Source organism: unidentified bacterial endosymbiont (genome assembly GCF_918797525.1).
In the GTDB taxonomy this organism is placed as follows: Bacteria; Pseudomonadota; Gammaproteobacteria; order Enterobacterales; family Enterobacteriaceae; genus Enterobacter.
On sequence record NZ_OU963893.1, the window covers coordinates 4,184,598 to 4,207,013 of the forward strand.

Sequence of the window (22,416 nt, forward strand, 5' to 3'; positions counted from 1 at the left end):
TGCCGGGTCTGGCGAAACCGCCCCCGGCAAACGGGCGTGTTTAGAAGGTTTCCCAGTTGTCGCCTGCATCGGCGAGTGCGGGGTTACGGGCCATTACCGGGGCGGCAACGGATTTTGTCGAAGCATACTCGCGCGCTTTTACCTGCTCGTGCTGAATGCGGAACACCGCAACAGCCTGAGTCAGACGGCTTGCCTGTTCTTCCAGCGCCGCGGCCGCAGCCGCTGACTCTTCCACCAGCGAGGCGTTCTGCTGGGTCACGCGATCCATCTCAGCCACCGCCAGGCCCACCTGGTCGATACCGCGGCTCTGCTCGTCAGAGGCGGAAGCGATTTCACCCATGATGTCGGTTACGCGGGTGACCGCATTAACGATCTCACCCATGGTTTCGCCGGCGCTTTCTACCAGAGTCGAACCAAGTTCCACACGCCCCACGGAATCTTCAATCAGGCTCTTAATTTCACGTGCCGCCTGGGCACTGCGCTGCGCCAGATTACGCACCTCACCTGCGACAACGGCAAACCCGCGTCCCTGCTCGCCCGCACGCGCCGCTTCTACCGCCGCGTTCAGTGCCAGGATGTTGGTCTGGAAGGCGATACCATCGATGACGCTGATGATATCAGCGATTTTTTGCGAACTGCCCGCGATGTCGCGCATGGTTTGCACCACGTTATCCACCACTTTGCCGCCTTTCTGCGCGGTTTCAGAGGCGCTCAGCGCCAGGTTGCTCGCCTGGCGGGCGTTCTCGGCGTTCTGCTTCACGGTCGCGGTCAACTGTTCCATGCTGGCAGCGGTCTCTTCCAGGGAAGCGGCCTGCTGTTCTGTACGGGAAGAGAGATCGTTGTTCCCCATTGAGATTTCGCTCGCGCCGCTGTAAATGGCGTTGGCGCCATTACGCACGTCACCCACGGTACGCACCAGTTCCCCCTGCATGTGACGCAGCGAGTCCGCCAGTTCCCCCATCTCGTTAGAACCCTCCACATCAATGCGTTTCACCAGGTCGCCGCTGGCGATATGACGAATGCTGTCAATCAGGCGGTTCAGCGGAGAGATCAGCGCCTGCTTAATGCCCAGCCAGACGCCGACAATCACTACCAGCACGGCAATCAGCACGCTAATCAGCACCCAGATAGCCTGGCTGTAAGAGCTGTTGCTGTCGTTAACCGCCGTCTCGTACAGCTTGTCATTCTGCTCCAGGTAGCTCACATACTGCTTCTCAAACTCATCCTGATAGCTCTGGGTGGGTTGGTCGAAGAAGTCATTAATTTTTCCCGCGCCCAGAAGCTGAATCAGCTCCGCCAGCGCACCGTGATAGATATCGTAGTGACGTTTAATTTCCACCGCCTCGGCATCGCTTTGACGCGGATCGCGTGGCAGGGCTTCGTAGTCAGCCCAGTATTTTTCCGCCTGTTTCAACGACGCGGCAGCAATTTGCATCAGCTCGGAAACGGTCGCGCCGCTGCCGATGTTGTTCTGATCCATCATGTAGCGAATACCCGCCCGGTTAAGGGTATTACGGGTTTGCAGCAGATCCACCCAACTGCCGTTTAGCGTAGATTGTTGCTGGCGAATGGTTTGCAGGACGGTGAAGTTCTCTCTGTCATGCTTAAGCGCAGTAAAGAAAAGCCCCCCGGAAGTGAGCTGTAAAAGACCAAAAATAGCTAAAACCAGCAATAAGCTGGTGACGATCTTGATACGGTTTAACATGTTTTCTCTTTCCTTCAGACGGATAACATAATTTTCGGCCTGGAAAAGAAAAACTTTACGGAAATCACATTGCGCGTAGGGTTTATACCCCCGGCCCCGGGCAGGGTGATGCAAAAATGCCAAAGTAAACAGAGTGGTAAACCGCAGCATCTGCCAGAAAGTTCATAAGGAAAAAACCGTGTGATTCATCCATACAAACTTTTTGTGAAATGATTTATCAGCAACAGCCTTTCACATCCCTTCACCCGGCGCGATCCTGGCTTGCTGAACACGCCGCTGAGTTAACCCTGTGATCTCAATCACATAATATTAGCCACTGGCGGCGAGCCTGGACCACTCACCGCCGCCTTTGACCGCTCAGCTCGCACTTTCAACCACTCACCCATTTACCTTCCTTTACACGCGTCACTCTCTGGCACGATCGCATCAGCATTAATCAATACCCCCGCACAACGCACCTCGACCCTTTTTTCTTTACATAAAAAACCAGGTCTATTATGGATACTAAAAAACTACTGAAGCACGTACCCTGGGCAATACTCGGGATCCTCGGCGCTTTCTGTCTGGCGGTTGTCGCACTACGCCGGGGCGAGCACGTTAGCGCCTTGTGGATCGTGGTGGCGTCTGTTTCCGTCTATCTTGTGGCTTACCGCTACTACAGTTTATACATTGCGCAGAAGGTCATGAAACTCGACCCGACGCGCGCCACGCCGGCGGTTATTAACAATGACGGCCTGAACTACGTTCCCACCAACCGCTACGTGCTATTTGGCCACCACTTTGCCGCCATCGCCGGTGCGGGCCCGCTGGTCGGCCCGGTACTGGCCGCGCAAATGGGCTACCTGCCAGGAACCCTGTGGCTGCTCGCAGGCGTAGTGCTGGCGGGCGCGGTGCAAGACTTTATGGTGCTGTTTATCTCTTCTCGTCGTAACGGCGCGTCTCTGGGTGAGATGGTTAAAGAAGAGATGGGACGCGTACCGGGTACTATCGCCCTTTTCGGCTGCTTTCTGATTATGATCATCATCCTGGCGGTGCTGGCGTTAATCGTAGTGAAAGCGCTGGCCGAAAGTCCGTGGGGGGTGTTTACCGTCTGCTCAACCGTGCCGATTGCGCTGTTCATGGGGATCTACATGCGATTTATCCGCCCGGGTCGGGTGGGGGAAGTGTCGGTCATCGGAATCGTGCTGCTGGTCGCGTCTATTTACTTCGGCGGCGTAATTGCGCACGACCCTTACTGGGGCCCGACGCTGACCTTCAAAGATACCACCATTACCTTCGCACTGATCGGTTATGCCTTTGTTTCCGCCCTGCTCCCGGTATGGCTGATTTTGGCCCCGCGTGACTATCTGGCAACCTTCCTGAAAATCGGCGTCATCGTTGGTCTGGCGATCGGCATCCTGGTGATTAACCCGGAACTGAAAATGCCAGCAGTGACCCAGTACATCGACGGTACCGGCCCGCTGTGGAAAGGCGCCCTGTTCCCGTTCTTGTTCATTACCATCGCCTGTGGCGCGGTCTCTGGCTTCCACGCGCTGATTGCGTCCGGCACTACCCCGAAGCTGCTGGCGAACGAGAAAGACGCACGGCTGATCGGCTACGGCGCGATGCTGATGGAGTCCTTCGTGGCAATCATGGCGCTGGTGGCAGCGTCCATTATTGAACCGGGACTCTATTTCGCGATGAACACCCCACCGGCAGGGCTGGGCATTACTATGCCAAACCTGCATGAGATGGGTGGTGACAACGCGGCGCTGATCATGGCGCAGTTGAAAGAGGCGAGCACACACGCCGCAGCGACCGTAAGCGCCTGGGGCTTTGTTATCTCCCCTGAGCAAATCATGCAAACGGCGAAAGATATTGGCGAGCCTTCCGTGCTGAACCGTGCAGGCGGCGCGCCGACGCTGGCCGTGGGTATCGCGCATGTGTTCCACAAAGTGCTACCGTGGGCGGACATGGGCTTCTGGTACCACTTCGGTATTCTGTTTGAAGCCCTGTTTATCCTCACCGCGCTGGACGCCGGTACGCGTGCAGGCCGCTTCATGCTGCAGGATCTGCTGGGTAACTTTGTCCCGTTCCTGAAGAAAACCGACTCTCTGGTCGCGGGCGTACTGGGTACGGCAGGCTGCGTTGGCCTGTGGGGTTATCTGCTGTATCAGGGCGTTGTCGACCCACTGGGCGGCGTCAAGAGCCTGTGGCCGCTGTTCGGTATCTCTAACCAGATGCTGGCGGCGGTTGCTCTGGTGCTCGGCACCGTAGTGCTGGTGAAAATGAAACGCACCCAATACATCTGGGTGACCGTGGTACCTGCGCTGTGGCTGTTGCTCTGCACCACCTGGGCGCTTGGCCTGAAACTGTTTAGCGCCAACCCGCAGTTGGAAGGTTTCTTTTACATGGCTAACCAGTACAAAGAGAAGATTGCCGCAGGCGGCGGGGAGCTGACTGCCCAGCAGATCGCCAACATGAACCATATTGTGGTGAACAACTACACCAACGCAGGTCTGAGCATTCTGTTCCTGGTGGTGGTCTACAGCATCATCTTCTACGGCATCAAGACCTGGATGAATGTGCGTAATGCCGACGGCCGTACGGACAAAGAAACCTCGTTCGTACCAGTTCCGGAAGGCGGCGTGAAGACCTCATCACATCATTAATCCACAAACACCCCCTCACCCCAGGTTTTAGGGTGAGGGGCTTTCCTGTCTGGATGGCCTGATATTTGGTAACGTAAGCGAAACAAATAAATACGGCGATAATGCTGCTATAGGAGAAATCATGACACCGATTGCCGTCACCCTGCTGACCGGTTTTCTCGGCGCTGGCAAAACCACCCTGCTGCGCCACATTCTCAACGCGCAGCACGGTTTCAAAATTGCCGTAATTGAGAACGAATTTGGCGAAGTCTCAGTAGACGATCGATTGATTGGCGACCGCGCTACGCAGATCAAAACCCTGACGAACGGGTGCATCTGTTGCACCCGCTCTAACGAACTAGAAGACGCCCTGCTCGATCTGCTCGACTGCCGCGATCGCGGTGAGATCGCCTTTGATCGTCTGGTGATTGAATGCACTGGCATGGCAGATCCCGGTCCGATTATTCAGACCTTTTTCTCCCATCAAATCCTCTGTCAGCGCTACCTGCTGGACGGCGTGATTGCGCTGGTCGATGCGGTACACGCTGACGATCAAATGAGCCAGTTCACCCTTGCCCAGTCGCAGGTCGGCTACGCCGATCGCATCCTGCTCACCAAAACCGACGTGGCGGGTGAGAGTGAAAAACTGCGTGAACGTCTGACGCGTATAAACTCACGTGCGCCGATTTACACCGTGACGCACGGCGATATCGACCTCTCCGTGTTGTTCAACACCAACGGCTTTATGCTGGAAGAGAACGTCACGTCGAAACCACGTTTTCACTTTATGGCGGACAAGCAAAACGACGTCACCTCTGTCGTGGTCGAACTGGATTATCCGGTAGATATTAGCGACGTCTCGCGGGTGATGGAAAATCTCCTGCTCGCCCATGCCGATAAGCTGCTGCGCTATAAAGGGATGCTATGGATCGACGGCGAGCCTAATCGCCTGCTGTTTCAGGGCGTGCAGCGTTTATACAGCGCCGACTGGGACAGGCCCTGGGGCGAAGAAACGCCGGGAAGCGTGATGGTGTTTATTGGGCTGATGCTGCCGGAAGATAAGATCCGCGCGGCTTTTGCGGGGTTACGCAAATAGCGATGCAGCCCTTTCCCTCATCCTGTGGGCTGAGGGATCCCAACGCATACTATCTGCCCGCAACCGTGCTCCACCTGCGTTAATTTCTTCATCGAATATTCTGCTAATAATCACCTTCATTGCAGCACTATTGCATTATAACGGGCTGCAACGATTCCCCTCCTTCGGTCAGTCAATTGCTTGCTTTAAAGAGTATGAAAAGCCCGACGTACATTCACTGCGGGCAAAAAATGAAATAAATCCCATTCACGATAAATTCCTGTTCGTAAAGTAACTCAAAGAAAGCTTCATTTATCTCCTCAAATCACGCCGTTATTAAACAAAACCAAAACAGCACATGTAAAATATATAATTAATTTTTGTAACTGAAAGTCTACTAATATGTTTAATTTATTATTTTGCAGGCCAGTAAGTTCATATATTTCAAATGGTTGTAAATAAATATTTCGCTGCGTGATCATTCTTGCCGATCGGTAGAATATCTTTAATTGATATCACCAATTAATTATCCATTTTTGATCGACATTGACGATCAAAATAGGTTTATGCATAATTGACTTATTCCACTTTCATGAGAAAACCTTAAACAAACAAAATTTGATCTAAATCAATTTATACAAAATACCAAAGAAATCGTCAAAGGCCAGATATTATCACAAGTTTGGACGTCCAGTCTTCGCTCGTTTAAGTCGACTTTTTACGTCTTCAGGATCCCAGTTAATTTAATTAATTAACTGCAGAATCTGCTGACCAAAAATAGTCACCAGCACGCCTGGAAATAGGCCTGTTTCGCGGCATGTATAAAACCATGCCGTAATTATTGCCTGAGAATTAACGTAATAAATCGCCTCAATACAGGCGAATCATAGAGGAGAAAATAATGACAAAGCGCATTACTGGAGTTTGTACCGCAGCAGCCATCTCGCTTTGCAGTTTCGGCGCATTAGCTAATGTGACCGCTTCCGCTACAGCAAGCTGGGACGCAAGTGCAACGAAGGATACGAAAAGCTCACTGGTTGTAACGCCGCTTAAGTCGCTCAGTTTCCAGTACGCAGAAGGGACCGAGGCTTTTAATACTCAGTCTGGCGCATTTGATATCACGATTCAGGGCCAATCCGGCGCAACGGATTTCACCCTAACATCGCAACTGGTCAACAACACCCTGTCTCGTACCACGGATGATTCAACGCTGAGCGTGGGTGTTGACTGGAACGGAACGGCGTTAACCAAAACGGCTCCGGTTACCATGATTGATACATCCCAAAATGTATCGGCTGGGCTTGACGCGCTTGCCGTGAGTACCGCCTATGCGGGCTCCGATCGCACCAGTACTCAGGGGGCCTTTAATTTCTCCATTGAGTCAGCGACCGCCGGCGGGGAACCTGTTGCCTTTAAGGAGCTTGATGACGGCTATTGGGACGGAGAGGTCCGGGTGCAGTTTACCGCCACCTGGGCCAAAACAGCTTAAATTGCCTGACAACATGAATCTGATTAACTCAACACGCTGATTTTAAAAGGAGGCTCCGGCCTCCTTTAAGGATTATTTGTGAAAAATACATATCGCAGCATCGTATTTATGACCACGTTATTCACTTCCCTGCCGTCGCTGGCGATAAATGTGGGAGAAGTGACCTCTATTATGCTACCGGCAGAAGCGAGCCTGGCCAAAGAAATCAGTAATCCAACGGATGCTGCACGGCTTGTGAGTCTCAGGGTAGAAAGAATATCGTCACCGATGGAAGGCGGTGTCGTGATCCCGATGGAAAATAAATCAGAACTGCTTTCTACCCCAGCAAATATGATAATGCCGGGCAATTCTAAAGAAAACTTCCGCGTTTTTTATAATGGGCCCGCAGATGATAAAGAACGTTATTATCGTCTTTCATGGTCTGATGAACCTGTCACCGATGATAACGGCACTACGACGAATAAACAGGGTCAGGCCATGACGTCGGCCATTATTAATACCATTTTGGTGGTTTCCCCGCGCAAGGAACGTTTCGATTTTGTAAAAAAAGGGAACGGCGTTGAGAATACGGGAAATAGCTCTTTCCGCGTTATTGCATTTGGACCTTGTAAAGACAAAAACAAAGATACCGGCCAGGGATGCCGCGAACGCTACTATGTGATGCCGGGTGATAGCATCAATTTCCAGCATGTTGATTTTACCCAGAGCAAATCCCGTATAGGGATCTGGCATGGACCTAAATACATCAATGTAAATTAATACGCGGTATGAAAAATTTAAGTCGCGCGACGGTTATCATTGCGGGTGGGCTCATTAGCGTAGCCGGAAATGCCCTTTCGGAAACGCAAACAGCGTCAGTTCGTATCAATAAATACGTGATCCCGGCAGTTTTTGTCAACGCACTTAACCAAGGGATGAACGTTCCTGTTTTCATACGCTTTGACAGAGATACGTCACGCGAACGTAGCGATCAAAAAATAGCCGACGTGGTGCTGGGTATCAAAGACGGGGCCTTTCTAATAAAGCAGGTCATCCTGGAGGATCAACCGCAACAAACCGGGTTATCGCAGGCCGTGCGCGCAAAGTTGATGGAGATGAAAGACGTAAATTTTGGCGACGGCTCGCGGCTGGACGTGACCAAAAACGCATTTCTTTCGCTGGAATCAAAGTCATTTTACATTGAACTGAATGTCACCGAGGAGGCGTTAGCGCCAACGATAATACCTCGTACCAATACGCTGAGTAACTCATCGGTGGAGGGCGTGACCAACGTTCTGAACTACTCATTTGGTAGCTATTATATAAGCCGACAGAGCACAGAGAGTTCGAGTAGTTATCTCACGCTCGATAATACCGCAGCGTGGCGCGAACATCATATCAATCTAAACGGTTCGGTTTATGGTATTGGCACACCTCACCGCAACAGTGAACTCTACCGCGCGATGTATGAAAAAGATCGCGACGGCCATCGGCTTGCGCTCGGGATGGTGGATACCTGGAACCTGCAATCAATTGCAAGCATGAGCGCCTTAAATTCCAGTCGGATTTATGGTGCAAGCTTTGGTAACCGAAGCAGTACGCAGATTGAGGATAATACCCTGTCCTTAATTCCGATCACCGTGTTCTTACCCGCAGCTGGAGAGGTGCATATCTTTCGCGATGACCGTCTGCTGAGCATTCAGAACTTCCCAATGGGCAGCTATGAGATTGACACCGCCCGCCTGCCGTTTGGCGTGTATAACGTCGATATTCAGATTGTGGTTAATGGTCGTACGGTCAGCAGTCGTAGCGCCCAAATCAATAAAACGTTTTCCCGAAAATCCAGCGTAACCGGGGAAGTTTCATGGCAGGTTTTTGGCGGCGCGCTTGAAATGAACAGGATGTATGTCCAACCCAACAGCAGTGAACGTAAAAAAGAGACCTGGATTTCCGGCGTGGCGGCAGCCACTACACAACCCTGGTTTTCCGGGGTGAATGTAAAATCCACCTTATATGGGTTTGATAACAATGGCGTAAACGAAACTGAAGCCAACGTTATCTTCAGCGATGCGCTCACCGCTAATCAGCAAGTACTCATGGCCAGCGACAGTACCTGGCGGAGTATTTCGACCCTGAATCTCAATTTGCCCCAGGGATATGGCAGTCTATGGACAACACAGGAAAAAAGCGCGATCGGTAATCGACTTGATATGCAAAAAAGCGATGCCCTCTCTTTCGGGGCAACGGCTAATTTAAACAAATTGTCGCCCTGGCTGGGGACGTTGACCGTGAGCAATACGCACGATCGTTATGCAGGTAACAGATTCACCAATATGGACTATAGCCAGTCGCTTTTTTCCAACCGGCATGCCTCGGTTTCTCTGCGGACAGGCATTCAAAACTATACTTACAACGATCGAAACACTTCTCGCGACAAATATGTCAATATTAATGTTTCGATACCGCTCACGACGTGGTTCAGCGCGGGTGTCTCAAGTGAAAATGGGAACATGCTCGCCAACGCCACTATTCGTAAAAGCCTGAATGATAGCGCCATTACTCAGGTAGGCGGATCTGTGTCGAAAAGAATAAAGGAAAAAGACACTTCCGGGCGAGACAATGAACATTCGGCCAACGGATACCTTGCCTTTGACACAAAATACAACACCGGGAACGCCTCTGTGACCCACACCTCAGACAATACTTCCACATTCAATATGAGCACCCAGGGAAGCGTTGGTTGGGCCAAAAACAGCATGGCGATGGGTAAAGGATCACAACATTCAGGGATCATGATTAAAACCGATCTGGCAGATGACGGTGCCATGCTGGCTAACATTAATGGACGCAACTATCCACTCAGCGGGAAAAGAAACTATATTAATTTGCCGCCTTATGCAGAGTATAAAGTCGAACTGATGAACGATAAAAAATCTGAAGAAAGCGTGTCTGTGGTCAGCGGACGTCAAAGCCATCATGTCCTCTACCCAGGAAATATTGGTATTATCGAGCCTGAAGTGAAGCAGCTTGTTACGGTATTTGGTCGAATAAAGCCTGCTGGCGGTGATGCCCTGGCAGGGATAGAAATCAAAAATCATATCGGACGAGCGCAAACGGATGAATATGGCGAGTTTTCTATGGACATAGACAAACGCTATCCGGTCATCGCCATTCTTAATAAAAACAATGAAGTGTGTGAAGCCAGTCTGGATCTGCATAAAGCCCGCGGGGCTGTTTGGCTTGGTGATATATACTGCCAGAAATCATAAGTATAAAAATGACCGGGATATAAGGGGCAATTTAATGAAAAATATTTTTAAACATTCAGGCCTGAGAGGGTTAGGCTATGGCCTACCAGCGCTGACTTTGTTGGTTTTATTATTTTATTCCTCAATAATATTTGCTGCCACGCCATCGACAGTTAACGATGGCAACAATACGTATGTTTTAATTGAAAATGAAGTAGATGGTGACTATCTTATTACACCTAATACCTTCAGCCCGCGTTTTACCGGAGCAAATACATGGACAAAATTCAATACTAACCAGACCAGCCTGGGCTTTATGGGACATCAATGGAATCAGCCTAATAGATATTTTGATATCTGGATAGATAACTCTCCGATAAATAGGCCATTTCGAGGGCTTCGCTGTATCACAGATGGTGCCAACTGCCCCGCATCAGGATATTTAGCGGCAGATGTTATTGACGCCAATGGTATTTATCACACGCTTGGAGGCAATAATGAAAACAACGGGAGTTTTGCCTATGGCTCTCTGACTGATTCAGCATATCAGTACTTTGCTTCACGTCCTGTCGGTGCAAACGACGCGTACGTTCTGAATGTTTGTGTAACCACCACAAATTATGACTACGCTTCAGGGGTGAGATGTAAAGACCTAACCACAAATGTAGCGTGGCGTGCAGTCAATATGACCTTGACTAAGGTCGGCCATCTAAAACTTTATAGCACTAACGCTCTTGCCGAGGTATGGGTCGCCAGCGACGGTACGCCAAGTACCACGTTAAACTCTGAGCACTGTAATATCGCTATCGTTAATAATGTCAACGGTATTACATGCCGCATGGTCTCTTATAACTACCAGCGTTCAGCAAATATCACTTCTAACCTGTTTTTCAGTATGGTCATCGATACTGGCACATTAGGTTTCAGCCCTGCTGCCAGTACGATTAGATATAGCGGAGATGGTGCAACATGGTACAACTATAGCTTACGTACCGCTTACAGTAACATCTTCAAAGAGGCTGGTGATGGTTATGTTTATGTTTTTCTGTCGAACACATTTTTGAAGAACCTCGTGGACAGAGGTATTTCCATTACTAATAATGACTCAATCTTTACCTTTAATTTTTATAACGCGGTCGTTCCCTTATCAGGATATTATCAGTTTACAGCATCAAGTTCGCTAAGTATCTTACCGAAAGAATACGGTATTAGTATTGCCTCAAGCGACGGTCAAGCCCATCCAAAAGGCTCAGGGGAAATAGGCAGTCAGCAGCCCATTGAGCTTGAATATACGGTGACAACGTCTGCGGAACGGCAGGCAGACAGTATTACCGCTCAGGTCACCGGAAATTCAGTAACAATAGATTCTGTGCCGTACTGCCTTTTTAGTTCTCCGGATAACACATTTAAAGTCCCGATTCCGGCATATCTTTCGTATACCTCGCAGACTGGCGCGACCATAAAGGAGCGCAATAGCTGTGCAGACGAGCCTGTAGATTTAACTGGCGCACTCTGGACACAGACGGCCTGGGATGCGTCTACGGATAAAGGCTACTTTTTTACCACCAACCTTAAGCTCCTTTTCCCGATGAATAATTCACGTTCTGACTATACACTTGAGGGTGACACCTGGATGGGTACAGTCAGTGCAAGTGGCGAAATCAAGGTTGAGGCGACCTGGATTGGCGTTAACCGTTAGGATAAGCTGATGCGATTTTTAACACTCTTTTATTTAGCCGGTTCTTTACTGCTCACAGCATGGCCTGCGGCTGCCATTTATCTGAATTCAACGGTATTTTCAGTTGAAGCCAGGGACGCATTTCTTTCCATTCCGGTAGTGAACAATACGTCTGTGGCTAATATTTATTCCGTGCAGGCCTTCAAAATTGATAAACCCGGTGAGGGAGGGGAGAATCGCGTTCGTGAGAACGAAAAGGATGTCATTTGGTCCCCGCTTAACATCACTATCCCGCCTGGCGGCAAGGATTATTTCAAGGTTTTCTACCGTGGTCCGAAAGACAGACAAGAGCGCTACTTCAGGATAATTTTCAGGGAGGTGCCGGTTACCATCGTCCCTTTCAAAAAAAATGCCAAAGCGACTGAAGTGGTATCGACTATTTCAATGAGCGCAATATTGATCGTACGGCCAAGGGATACTGTGCTGAAATATGCCTACGATGAAAGCCAGGGGATATTGAAAAACAGCGGTAACACGTTCTTTAGAGTCATTATCCATAAGGGATGCACGGGGGATGACGAAAGCTCTCACCAATTCCATATGTTGCCCGGTGAACGTTATGCATCAGCGTCTTTAAAAGGCATGAACAGGAAGTTCATCGTGGCAGAGGGTAAATATATTCCTTTAGGCACCGCTTGCTTTGGGAATTGAATAAACAAAACTCTCTCTTCTCTTTACGAGCGTTGCCAGCGGCACGCTCGTGTTCAGCGTTCCGGCCCCCCGCAAAACAACATCTCAGCCAATGCGTTTATTAAGCGCACGATCGCGTACACTTTATACAGTTGAATGTAAAATTACGTATTCAACCATTACACAGGAAACATTTTTGGAAATTATTAGCATTTCAACTACTGCATTTCAAACGATTATCCCCGTCTCGTTCACCCTCTGTTTAGAAAAAAAATTAAACTTATTCTAAACACTAAAACATTATGCATTGACGCAGTAAAAAACCCTCTTTCCCTCAACATAAAGCGACAACTGACCTAACAAAATCAATATAAAACCGCGACTTCCATCACATTTGCAGTCGTAAACATCGCTTGTTAAGGTGTCCTCATATTAATTTGATGACGAGGAAATACTTATGAAAAAGCTCAATGTCCTTATTCTTTCCGCACTTACCGCTGTATCTGGCTCCGCACTGGCAATGGGCGGCAGCATTGAGCAGGGTAAAAACTTTACCAACCTGAATGTGGAAATGGGTAAATCGACTTCCGGCCTGTACGCGGAAGGTAACTGGATTAAAAATACCGACGACGGCACTACCACCGGTGGCGTTGGCGCAGGCTACAATTTCGAAGTCGGCCCGGTGATGCTGAATGCTGGCGCGAAAGCCCTCTACGTGGGCCCGAAAAAAGGGGATAACGGCGTGGCGTTCCCGGTAGGCGGCGGCGTAAGCGTTGCGCTGACCGACAGCGTTAAGGTGTTCGGTGAAGGATATGTTGCACCAGACGGCATGAACAACAGCGTAAAAAATTACGTTGAAGCCAACGGCGGCGTAAGCTGGAGCCCAATCAAACCCGTTACGCTGAAAGTGGGCTATCGCCACGTGAGCGTTGACGGCAAAGACGGTCGTCCAAACCACACCCTGATCGACGGTGCCTACGTGGGCGGCGGCGTGAGCTTCTAACGTATTGTAAAAACAAGAAAAAACCTGCCAACCGGCAGGTTTTTTTATTACCTCGTTGACTTATGCACGACTACCAGCTTCTGGTTCACAAACTCTTTGATCCCCAAATCCGATAGCTCACGGCCGTAGCCGGAACGCTTCACCCCACCGAACGGCAGCTCTGCGGCAGTATCGGTCAGCCAGTTGATGTAGACCATACCGGTTTCGATACGGGACGCCATTTTCTTCGCCCGCTCAATATCCTGACTGAATATCGCGCCGCCCAGGCCGTAGTGCGAATCGTTCGCCAGCGCGACCGCGTCGTCGTCGCTCTTCACCACATAAATTTGCGCCACCGGGCCGAAGAACTCTTCGAAGTACGCCGGATTTTCTCGCGAGATGTTGGTCAGGATCGTCGGTTCAAAGAAGCTCCCGTCACGTTGAACCGGCTTACCGCCATAATGGAGCGTCGCGCCGTTTTTCACCGCCTCGTTGACCTGTTTGGTCAATGTCTCAAGGGCATCTTTCGAAGACAACGGCCCCAGCGTGGTGCTTTCGTCCAGCGGATCGCCCATCTTCACCTGTCTGAAGGCCTCGGTGAATTGACTCAGGAACGCATCGGCGATGTGCTCATGCAGGATGAAACGCTTCGCTGCAGTACAGACCTGCCCGGCGTTAGTCAACCGCGCGTTAACGCCGATCTTCACTGCTTTCTCGAGGTCAGCATCGTCAAGCACCACGAACACGTCGTTACCGCCCAGTTCGAGGGTCGATTTCTTTATATGCTTCGCCGCCTGCGCCGCGACCACGCTGCCCGCTTTTTCTGAACCGGTCAGCGCCGCACCCTGCACGCGCTCGTCAGCAATGATATTCGCCACCTGATCGGAGGAGATGAACAGGTTAGTCCACGCCCCTTCCGGCGCACCGGCCTCACGCACCAGATGGGCAAAGGTCTCGGCGCAGTGCGGTACGATACTGGCATGTTTGGCGATCACCGGATTCCCCGCCGCCAGGTTTGGCGCCAGCACGCGCATCAGTTGGTAGTAAGGGAAGTTCCACGGTTCAACGGCGACCAGCACGCCGATGGGGTGATGTTCCACCCAGGCTTCCCCCTGTTCGGTATTGTATTTCACCGGCGCCAGGAACTGCTTCGCGTTATCCGCATAATAGCGGGCAATTTGCGCACACAGTTTAACCTCGCTACGGCTTTGTTCGATGAGCTTACCCATCTCCAGACTGGCAATCTTTGCCAGATCCTCCACGCGTTCGTCGATAAGGTCGGCAAGCTTATGCAGCACCGGCAAACGCTGGTCAATATCGCCTTTCGCCCACTCAGAGTGGTAGAGCGCATCGGCCGCTTTCAGCGCCGCGTCGACCTGGGCATCCGTATGGGAGGGATATTCTTTAATGAGCTGGTTGGTGGCAGGATTTACTGTCTGGTAAGCCATATCGAATCTCCTTTAATTACCGCTTAGGGTATTAAGGGTAGTCAAAATGACTGGTCGCGGACGTAAAGTTGGGTATATCCGGAAGGTTCTTAGAAAGGATCGCGGGCTTTGAGCTGCATATGTAATGATCGGGAATATCACCTGCAGTCTGATGCATTTTGCGGCCCTGCTAAGCCATGGTCTTGATTTTTTTCTCGCTGATTGGCGCATCGCTGTTGTAGCGGCTGATGGCGAGAAGCGTTGACGTATTCGCACATTCACCCGGCTTAAGCAATATATTCATAGTATCAATTAAATTTGGCAAACCATACTCATAACATATTGAAAATGATCGTGTTTTTTAGTGAATGATACTTTAAGGCATGGTAAAAAGAGAGTTTTAAATCCTCCTAAAATAATGCCTCTAACATGGGCAAGGGTGCTTTTATGACGTCCCTCAACTTCTCGCAAACGGCAGCCTTTATTTGGTCTGTCGCTGATTTGCTACGCGGTGATTTTAAACAGTCTCAGTATGGCCGCATTATTCTTCCTTTCACCCTACTACGCCGCCTGGAATGCGTGCTTGAAGAGAGCAAAGACAGGGTCGTCGCCGAGGCCAAAAACGTCCGTGCCTCGCACCTGCCTGAAGAGGCGAAAGAGAAATTAATCCTGCGCGCCACTAATCACCTGACGTTCTTTAATGCCTCGCCGCTGGATCTGGGCAAGCTGGGGCAAAGCGATATTCGGGATAATCTGGAAAACTATATCCAGTCTTTCTCAACCGATGCCCGTGAAATTTTCGAACACTTTAAGTTCAGCGAATTTATTGGACTGTTGGATGACGCTAACCTGCTGTACAAGATTGTGCAGAAGTTTGCCACTACCGACCTTAGTCCGCAGGCCATCTCCAATCATGATATGGGATTGGTATTTGAAGAGCTGATCCGCCGTTTTGCCGAAAGCTCAAATGAAACCGCCGGGGAACATTTTACCCCCCGTGATATTGTGCGCCTCACCACCTCTCTGGTCTTTATGGAAGACGATGATGCCCTCACCAGAGCCGGCGTTATTCGTACTCTATACGACCCGACGGCAGGCACGGGCGGCTTTCTCTCCGCCGGGATGGAGTACGTCCACGAACTCAATCCAAAAGCGGTAATGCGCCCGTTCGGACAGGAGTTAAACCCGGAGTCTTACGCCATCTGTAAGGCCGACATGCTGATAAAAGGCCAGGACGTCAGCCGCATCAAACTGGGTAACACCCTTTCCAACGATCAACTTCCTGTCGACCGCTTTGATTACATGTTATCGAATCCACCGTTTGGCGTGGACTGGAAGAAAATCGAAGCCGATGTAAATAACGAGCATCGTAAAGGGTTTGAGGGGCGTTTCGGGCCGGGTCTGCCGCGCGTCTCGGATGGCTCGCTTTTATTCCTGCTACATCTGATCAGCAAAATGCGCGATGCTGATACCGGGGGACGCATCGGCATCATCCTTAACGGTTCACCGCTGTTTACCGGCGGAGCGGGCAGCGGCGAGAGCGAAATCCGACGCTACATACTTGAAGCCGACCTGCTGGAGGGGATCGTTGCCCTACCCACCGACATGTTCTACAACACCGGTATCGCCACTTACGTGTGGATCCTGTCGAACAAAAAAAGCGCTGAGCGTAAGGGTAAGATCCAGTTGATCGATGCCAGCAAGCTGTTCAGCAAAATGCGCAAATCATTGGGCGCGAAACGCAACATGATGAGCGAGGAGGACATCCGGCTTATCACCCGTACCTTTGGCGACTTCGAGGTCGTGGATCTTAAAGACGCTGGCGACAAACGCACATTCTCCTGCAAGATCTTCAACAGCACTGATTTCGGCTTCCGCCGCCTGACCATTGAACGTCCTCTGCGTTTAACGGCCCAGGTCACCGATGAATCTATTGCCGCACTTCGCTTCGCCCCAAAACCGTTTAATGCCCCGATGGTCTGTCTGTATGAGGCTTTCGGTGCGTTCTGGCAGAACGAGAACTACGGCAGTTTTGCTGCACTCGAAGCCGAAGCGCGTGCCATTATTAAAGCCGAATTCCCTGAGCTCAAAGAGAAGCAGATTAAAGATCTGCTTGACGCGTCGCTATGGCAAAACCAGCGTGCGTTGATGATGAAAGCGCAGCAGATTCAGACGCAGCTCGATGGTAAAGCGGGTGGTAAAGGGCAGCCGAGCGATGACTTTAACCAGTTCCAGCTCACACTAAAAGAAGCGATCAAAACCGCCGCCGTGAAGCTCGATGCGAAAGAGCACAAGCAGTTTATTGAGGCGATCGCCCGTAAAAATCCGCATGCCGAACCGGTAATCAAAAAGGTACTTAAGGAAGCTGCCCAACCGCTGTACGGCGCGTTTGATTACTGTGGACAGGTGGTAGAATTCGAACAGGATGCCGACCTGCGCGATAACGAGAACGTAGCGCTTAGTCCGTCTGTCGCGACCAGCGATCTGATTGAAGGGTACGTGAAGGCCGAGGTGTTGCCGCACGTGCCAGATGCATGGATAAATGCCGACAAGCGTGATGCACGGGACGGTGAGGTTGGAATTGTGGGGTACGAGATTCCGTTTAACCGACATTTTTATGTGTATAAGCCCCCGCGCCCGCTGGAAGAGATCGACGCTGAGCTGGACACGCTGAGCGCGGAGATTATGAAGCTGCTGCAGGAGGTACATTCCTGATGGCTAAATATAAAGCGTATCCGGAATACAAGGACTCTGGGGTTGAGTGGTTGGGAGAAATACCTTTACACTGGAATATTCTATCAGGGAAAACCTTATTCCATCGTGTACTTACTACTGCATTTAAAAGCGATGAACATCTTGCAGCAAGCCAAAAGTATGGCGTCATTCCTCAATCCCTAATGATGATAAAGAATGACTCAAAAGTAATGCTTGCATTAAAAGGAACTGATTCATTTCGACATGTAGAGAAAAATAATTTTGTTATCAGCCTTCGTAGTTTCGAAGGTGGCATTGAATACAGCCAGTATTCTGGTTGTGTTTCACCAGCATACACAGTGCTAACACATGCTAAGCCAATTAGTTATGAATATTATCGTCACCTTTTGAAATGTACTCCTTTCATTGCAAATTTACAGGCATCGACAGATAGTATGAGAGAGGGTAAATCTATAAGTTATGAACAATTTGGTGCATTGTACTTGCCATTAACATCAATTAATGAGCAAAATATGATCGCTACTTTTATTAATGATGAAACTGCAAAAATCGATAACTTACTCCAAAAACAACAGCAACTCATCGAACTCCTAAAAGAAAAACGCCAGGCATTAATTAGCCATATTGTAACCAAAGGGCTAAACCCCGATACGCCGCTAAAAGATTCTGGGATTGAGTGGTTGGGTAAGATCCCGCAGCATTGGAGGATAAGCAAACTTAGATATTGTTTTTCATTTGGAAAAGGCCTTACCATTACAAAAGAAAACCTTCAGGAAGAAGGGATTCCATGTATAAACTATGGTGAAATACATTCCAAATATGGCTTCGAGGTCAACCCGAAAATTCACCATCTAAAATGCATCTCTGAAAGTTATAAAAGAGGAAACCTGGAATCTTTACTCTCATTTGGTGATTTAATCTTCGCAGATACATCTGAAGATGTTGCCGGATCAGGTAACTTTTCGCAACTCGTTTGTGAAGCCAATATTTTTGCAGGCTATCATACGATAATAGTGCGTCCAGAACGTAAAAAAAATTATCGATATTATGCCTATATAATGGATGGCCCTGCATTTAGAACGCAAGTACAATACTCGGTCAAAGGCGTGAAAGTATTTAGCATTACGCAGTCATTATTACGAGGATTAACAATTTGGCTCCCACCAGACAATGAGCAGGCAAGAATTACGGCCTTTCTAGATAATAAAACCGCAAAAATCGACACCTTAATCCAAAAACAACTCCAACAAATTGAACTCTTAAAAGAACGCCGTACCGCCCTTATCGCCGCCGCCGTTACCGGCAAAATCGATCTCCGCGACTGGGCACCTCCCGCCATCAGCGTCGACGCCAACTTACCCGCTGAGGAGGCCATCGCATGAACGCCGATATCACTAAAGAAGCCAACCTTCAGGCCGATATCATTCATGAGATGTGTCAAAACGGCTGGCACCTGGGCAAGGGTGATATCTACGATCGCCAACGCGCACTCTACCCGCAGGATACGTTTTCATTTATCCACGCCACCCAGCCGCAGGAGTGGGAAAAATTCGCCCGTATTTATCCCAACGATACCGAACGCCATTTCCTCGACGCGCTGGTCGCTAAGCTTAAAAAAGCCGATGCCAACACCACCGATCTCCAGTCCCGAACCTACGGCACGCTGGGCGTACTGCGTCACGGTATTAAAAGCCATAATGCACGCTTCTCACTGTGTCAGTTTAAGCCCGATCATACCCTGAACCCGGACACCCTTGCGCGCTACCGACAAAACATTTGCCGCATCGTCCCGGAGCTGGTTTACAGTCCCCACGCCAGCAGTAATGCCACGGATATAAAAGCCAAACGCTGGCGCATCGACCTGGTACTCTTTATCAATGGCCTTCCCGTCGCCACGTTTGAACTAAAATCCGAATTTAAGCAGACGGTTAACAGCGCTATCAACCAGTACAGGAAAACGCGTCTGCCAACAGACCCGCTGACCAACAAACCAGAGCCGCTGCTCACCTTTAAGCGCGGGGCACTGGTGCATTTTGCGGTCAGCCAGTATGAGGTCTATATGACCACCAGGCTGTCAGGCGATGAGACGTATTTTTTGCCCTTTAACAAAGGCACCAAAGAAGGCGGCGCAGGCAACCCGATCCCGGCAGATAGCCAGCAATACGCCACGCGCTATCTCTGGAATGAAGTCTTACTCCCCGAAAATCTGCTGAAAATCCTTGCCTCCTTTGTTCACCTGCAGATCGACGAAAAAGAGGACTGGAACGGTAAGCGAATCAAAAAAGAGAGTCTGATCTTCCCACGCTATCACCAGTGGGACGTCGTGAATAAGCTCATCAGCGCCGCAGATGAAGAAGGCACTGGCAATAAATACCTTATCCAGCACAGCGCCGGATCCGGAAAATCAAACTCCATTGCCTGGACGGCGCATCAACTCTCCTGCCTGTACGATGAACAAGGCCATAAACGCTTCCACTCGGTGATTGTAGTCACCGACCGTACCGTGCTGGACGATCAGTTGCAGGACACCATCTATCAGTTTGAACATGCCGATGGTGTTGTCGGCCGCATTAATAACCGCGAGGGGGAAGGCTCGAAATCGGAAAAGCTTGCCAGCGCGCTGGAACACTCGCAGCCGATCATTATCGTGACCATCCAGACCTTCCCGTTCGTGCTGAAAGCAATTGAAAACAACACCAACCTCAAAGAACGTCGCTATGCGATCATCGCTGATGAAGCGCATTCATCCCAAAGCGGTTCCACGGCGCGCCAGCTAAAAGAGGTGCTGATAAGCGATGGGATTGAGGATGATGCGGTACTTAGCTGTGAGGATATTCTTGACGCCACCCTCATCGCCCGCCGCGGGAGCAATAATCTCAATTTCTACGCCTTTACCGCCACGCCAAAGGCGAAAACACTTGAGCTTTTTGGGCGAAAACCTGACCCCAATGAACCAGCATCCAGATCAAATAAGCCTGCTGCGTTTCACGTCTACTCCATGCGCCAGGCCATTGAGGAAGGGTTTATCCTCGACGTGCTGAAAAACTACACCAACTATAAGGTCGCCTGTAAACTGTTGCAGAAAATCGATGATAAAGATCGGGAAGTGGACAGCAACCGGGCAAAAATCAAACTTAACCAATGGGTAACGTTGCACGACCACAATGTTTCTCAAAAGGTGAAGGTCATTGTTGAGCACTATCGCCAACATGTGATGTATCTGCTTGGTGGGCAGGCAAAAGCGATGGTCATCACCAGCTCACGCAAAGCGGCGGTGCGTTATAAACTGGCTTTTGATAAATACATCGCTGAGATGGGTTATAAGAGAATCACCACTATGGTGGCTTTTTCTGGCGAGGTGGAGTTTCAGGAAAATGACATGAACAACCTCGCGCTATTACACCAGAAATTTACTGAAATCACGATGAACCCGGCGCTCAAAGGCCGCGATATGCGCGATGCCTTTGACAGTAATGACTATCAGATCATGCTAGTTGCCAACAAGTTTCAGACAGGTTTCGACCAGCCAAAACTCTGCGCTATGTATGTCGATAAAGCGCTTGGCGGCGTGGAGTGCGTGCAGACATTGTCGCGTCTGAATCGAACTTATCCGGGCAAAAAAGAGTCTGGAACTTTTGTCCTCGATTTTTACAATGAACCTCAGGACATCCTGGACGCCTTCCAGCCCTATTATCAGACAGCAGAATTAACTGACGTGAGCGATCCGGGTCTGGCCTTCGATCTGTATGAAAAACTTCGCGCCAGCGGCATATTTTTATGGCATGAAGTCGAGCAGTTTTGTGAGTCCTTTTACAGTAAGAAAAAATCCAGTGCGGCAATCAGCAATATTTGTCGGCCCGCGGTTGAACGCTGGGCAATGCGATATAGCGCTGCGAAAGAAGCCTATCAGAAAGCCAGACAGATCGTTGAACTGACTAAAAGAGATTCACCCAATCCCATTCTTCTCGCAAACGCGGAGAACAGTTTCAAAGCCTGTAAGCAGGAGAAAGATCGCCTTGAAATTTTCAAAAAAGATCTCGTTAGCTTCGTGCGATTTTACGAATTCATGTCCCAGATTGTCGCTTATGACGATAAGGCGCTGGAAAAATTAAGCCTGTATTGTCGACACCTTAGTCCATTGTTACGTGAAGAGGCAGCGGATGATGATGAGGTGGACGTCTCCAGCGTGGAAATGAGCCACTATCGGCTATCTAAAATTCATGAACAGGATCTTAAGTTGAAGGAGAATGCGGCAGAGTACACGCTGGATCCGGTTAATGACGTTGGTACTGCCAGGGCAAGGGATAAAAAAGAAGAATTTTTGTCTCAGGTACTGTCGAAGCTCAATGAGCTTTTCATTACTGAAAATCTGTCTGATAAAGACATGCTTAACTACGCCTTTGTCGTTTGCGATAAACTCTGCGAAAACAAAGTCGTTATGACTCAACTCGACAATAATACCCGTGAACAAGCCATGCTGGGCGATTTTCCAAAAGCGATTGATGATGCGGTGATTGGCAGCAATGAAGCGCACAAGGAGATGATGATGCAGTATTTATCATCTACGGATGTCGCAAAAGGTTTTGCTCACCTGATGTACGATTTAGCAAAAATGCGCAGGGAATGGGCTCATGAGTGATATTCAGCTTTTCCGCTACAGCATAAGCGGAGTGAGAGAACGGTCAGGCAAAGCGGCGATTATCGAGAAACCCCTGCAAAACGTGATCGAATTACAGCGTGAGCTCTGTGACACCCTGCAATTTTTGCACTTCCCCTCCACAACCCTCTATCCTTAACC

Annotated in this window: 14 protein-coding genes; 12 read left to right on the forward strand and 2 right to left on the reverse strand. The window is 49.7% G+C overall.

The genetic code is table 11. The features are described from left to right. Positions 1-40: 40 nt before the first annotated feature. A complete protein-coding gene (tsr, locus tag NL510_RS20075; protein ID WP_253379653.1) occupies positions 41-1,705 on the reverse strand; it encodes a methyl-accepting chemotaxis protein in 1,665 nt (554 codons plus the stop codon). Positions 1,706-2,202: 497 nt separating this feature from the next. On the opposite strand from tsr, the gene NL510_RS20080 reads away from it, so the two are divergent. From NL510_RS20080 to NL510_RS20115, 8 genes are all read left to right on the forward strand, one after another. Next, positions 2,203-4,356: a carbon starvation CstA family protein gene (locus NL510_RS20080; protein ID WP_253379655.1), complete on the forward strand. Its 2,154-nt coding sequence runs from the start codon at positions 2,203-2,205 to the stop codon at positions 4,354-4,356. A 121-nt stretch (positions 4,357-4,477) separates the two neighbouring features. After that, positions 4,478-5,431 carry a GTPase gene (yjiA, locus tag NL510_RS20085; protein WP_253379657.1) on the forward strand — a complete coding sequence of 318 codons (954 nt, stop codon included), beginning with the start codon at positions 4,478-4,480 and terminating at the stop codon, positions 5,429-5,431. A gap of 880 nt (positions 5,432-6,311) precedes the next feature. Then, positions 6,312-6,899, forward strand: coding sequence for a common pilus major fimbrillin subunit EcpA (gene ecpA / locus NL510_RS20090; RefSeq protein WP_253379659.1), 588 nt, complete (start codon positions 6,312-6,314; stop codon positions 6,897-6,899). A 108-nt stretch (positions 6,900-7,007) separates the two neighbouring features. Next, complete coding sequence (locus NL510_RS20095; protein WP_253385034.1) at positions 7,008-7,658, forward strand: EcpB family pilus assembly chaperone; 651 nt, start codon at positions 7,008-7,010, stop codon at positions 7,656-7,658. Between the two features lie 8 nt (positions 7,659-7,666). Beyond that, positions 7,667-10,147 carry a CS1-pili formation C-terminal domain-containing protein gene (locus tag NL510_RS20100; protein WP_253379661.1) on the forward strand — a complete coding sequence of 827 codons (2,481 nt, stop codon included), beginning with the start codon at positions 7,667-7,669 and terminating at the stop codon, positions 10,145-10,147. Positions 10,148-10,181: 34 nt separating this feature from the next. After that, the gene (locus NL510_RS20105) at positions 10,182-11,825 is read left to right on the forward strand and encodes a fimbrial adhesin EcpD family protein (RefSeq protein ID WP_253379663.1); all 1,644 of its coding nucleotides are present in this window, start codon (positions 10,182-10,184) and stop codon (positions 11,823-11,825) included. Positions 11,826-11,834: 9 nt separating this feature from the next. After that, positions 11,835-12,515 carry a fimbria/pilus periplasmic chaperone gene (locus NL510_RS20110; protein WP_253379666.1) on the forward strand — a complete coding sequence of 227 codons (681 nt, stop codon included), beginning with the start codon at positions 11,835-11,837 and terminating at the stop codon, positions 12,513-12,515. A gap of 436 nt (positions 12,516-12,951) precedes the next feature. Further along, positions 12,952-13,497, forward strand: coding sequence for a YfaZ family outer membrane protein (locus NL510_RS20115; RefSeq protein WP_253379668.1), 546 nt, complete (start codon positions 12,952-12,954; stop codon positions 13,495-13,497). A 47-nt stretch (positions 13,498-13,544) separates the two neighbouring features. On the opposite strand, the gene NL510_RS20120 is transcribed toward NL510_RS20115, so the two are convergent. Further along, entirely contained in the window at positions 13,545-14,924 is a 1,380-nt protein-coding gene (locus tag NL510_RS20120) for an NAD-dependent succinate-semialdehyde dehydrogenase (RefSeq protein WP_253379670.1), read from the reverse strand. Between the two features lie 426 nt (positions 14,925-15,350). On the opposite strand from NL510_RS20120, the gene NL510_RS20125 reads away from it, so the two are divergent. The 4 genes from NL510_RS20125 to NL510_RS20140 are packed head-to-tail and all read left to right on the forward strand — an operon-like array spanning position 15,351 to position 22,414. Then, the gene (locus NL510_RS20125; RefSeq protein ID WP_253379672.1) at positions 15,351-17,618 is read left to right on the forward strand and encodes a type I restriction-modification system subunit M; all 2,268 of its coding nucleotides are present in this window, start codon (positions 15,351-15,353) and stop codon (positions 17,616-17,618) included. Beyond that, positions 17,618-19,000, forward strand: a complete 1,383-nt coding sequence (locus NL510_RS20130) for a restriction endonuclease subunit S (protein ID WP_253379674.1) — start codon at positions 17,618-17,620, stop codon at positions 18,998-19,000. Before NL510_RS20125 ends, NL510_RS20130 begins: the two co-directional genes overlap by 1 nt. Then, positions 18,997-22,257, forward strand: a complete 3,261-nt coding sequence (locus NL510_RS20135; RefSeq protein WP_253379676.1) for a type I restriction endonuclease subunit R — start codon at positions 18,997-18,999, stop codon at positions 22,255-22,257. The genes NL510_RS20130 and NL510_RS20135 overlap by 4 nt, the downstream gene beginning before the upstream one ends. Continuing rightward, a complete protein-coding gene (locus tag NL510_RS20140; RefSeq protein ID WP_253379689.1) occupies positions 22,250-22,414 on the forward strand; it encodes a hypothetical protein in 165 nt (54 codons plus the stop codon). The genes NL510_RS20135 and NL510_RS20140 overlap by 8 nt, the downstream gene beginning before the upstream one ends. The last annotated feature ends 2 nt before the right edge of the window (positions 22,415-22,416 follow it).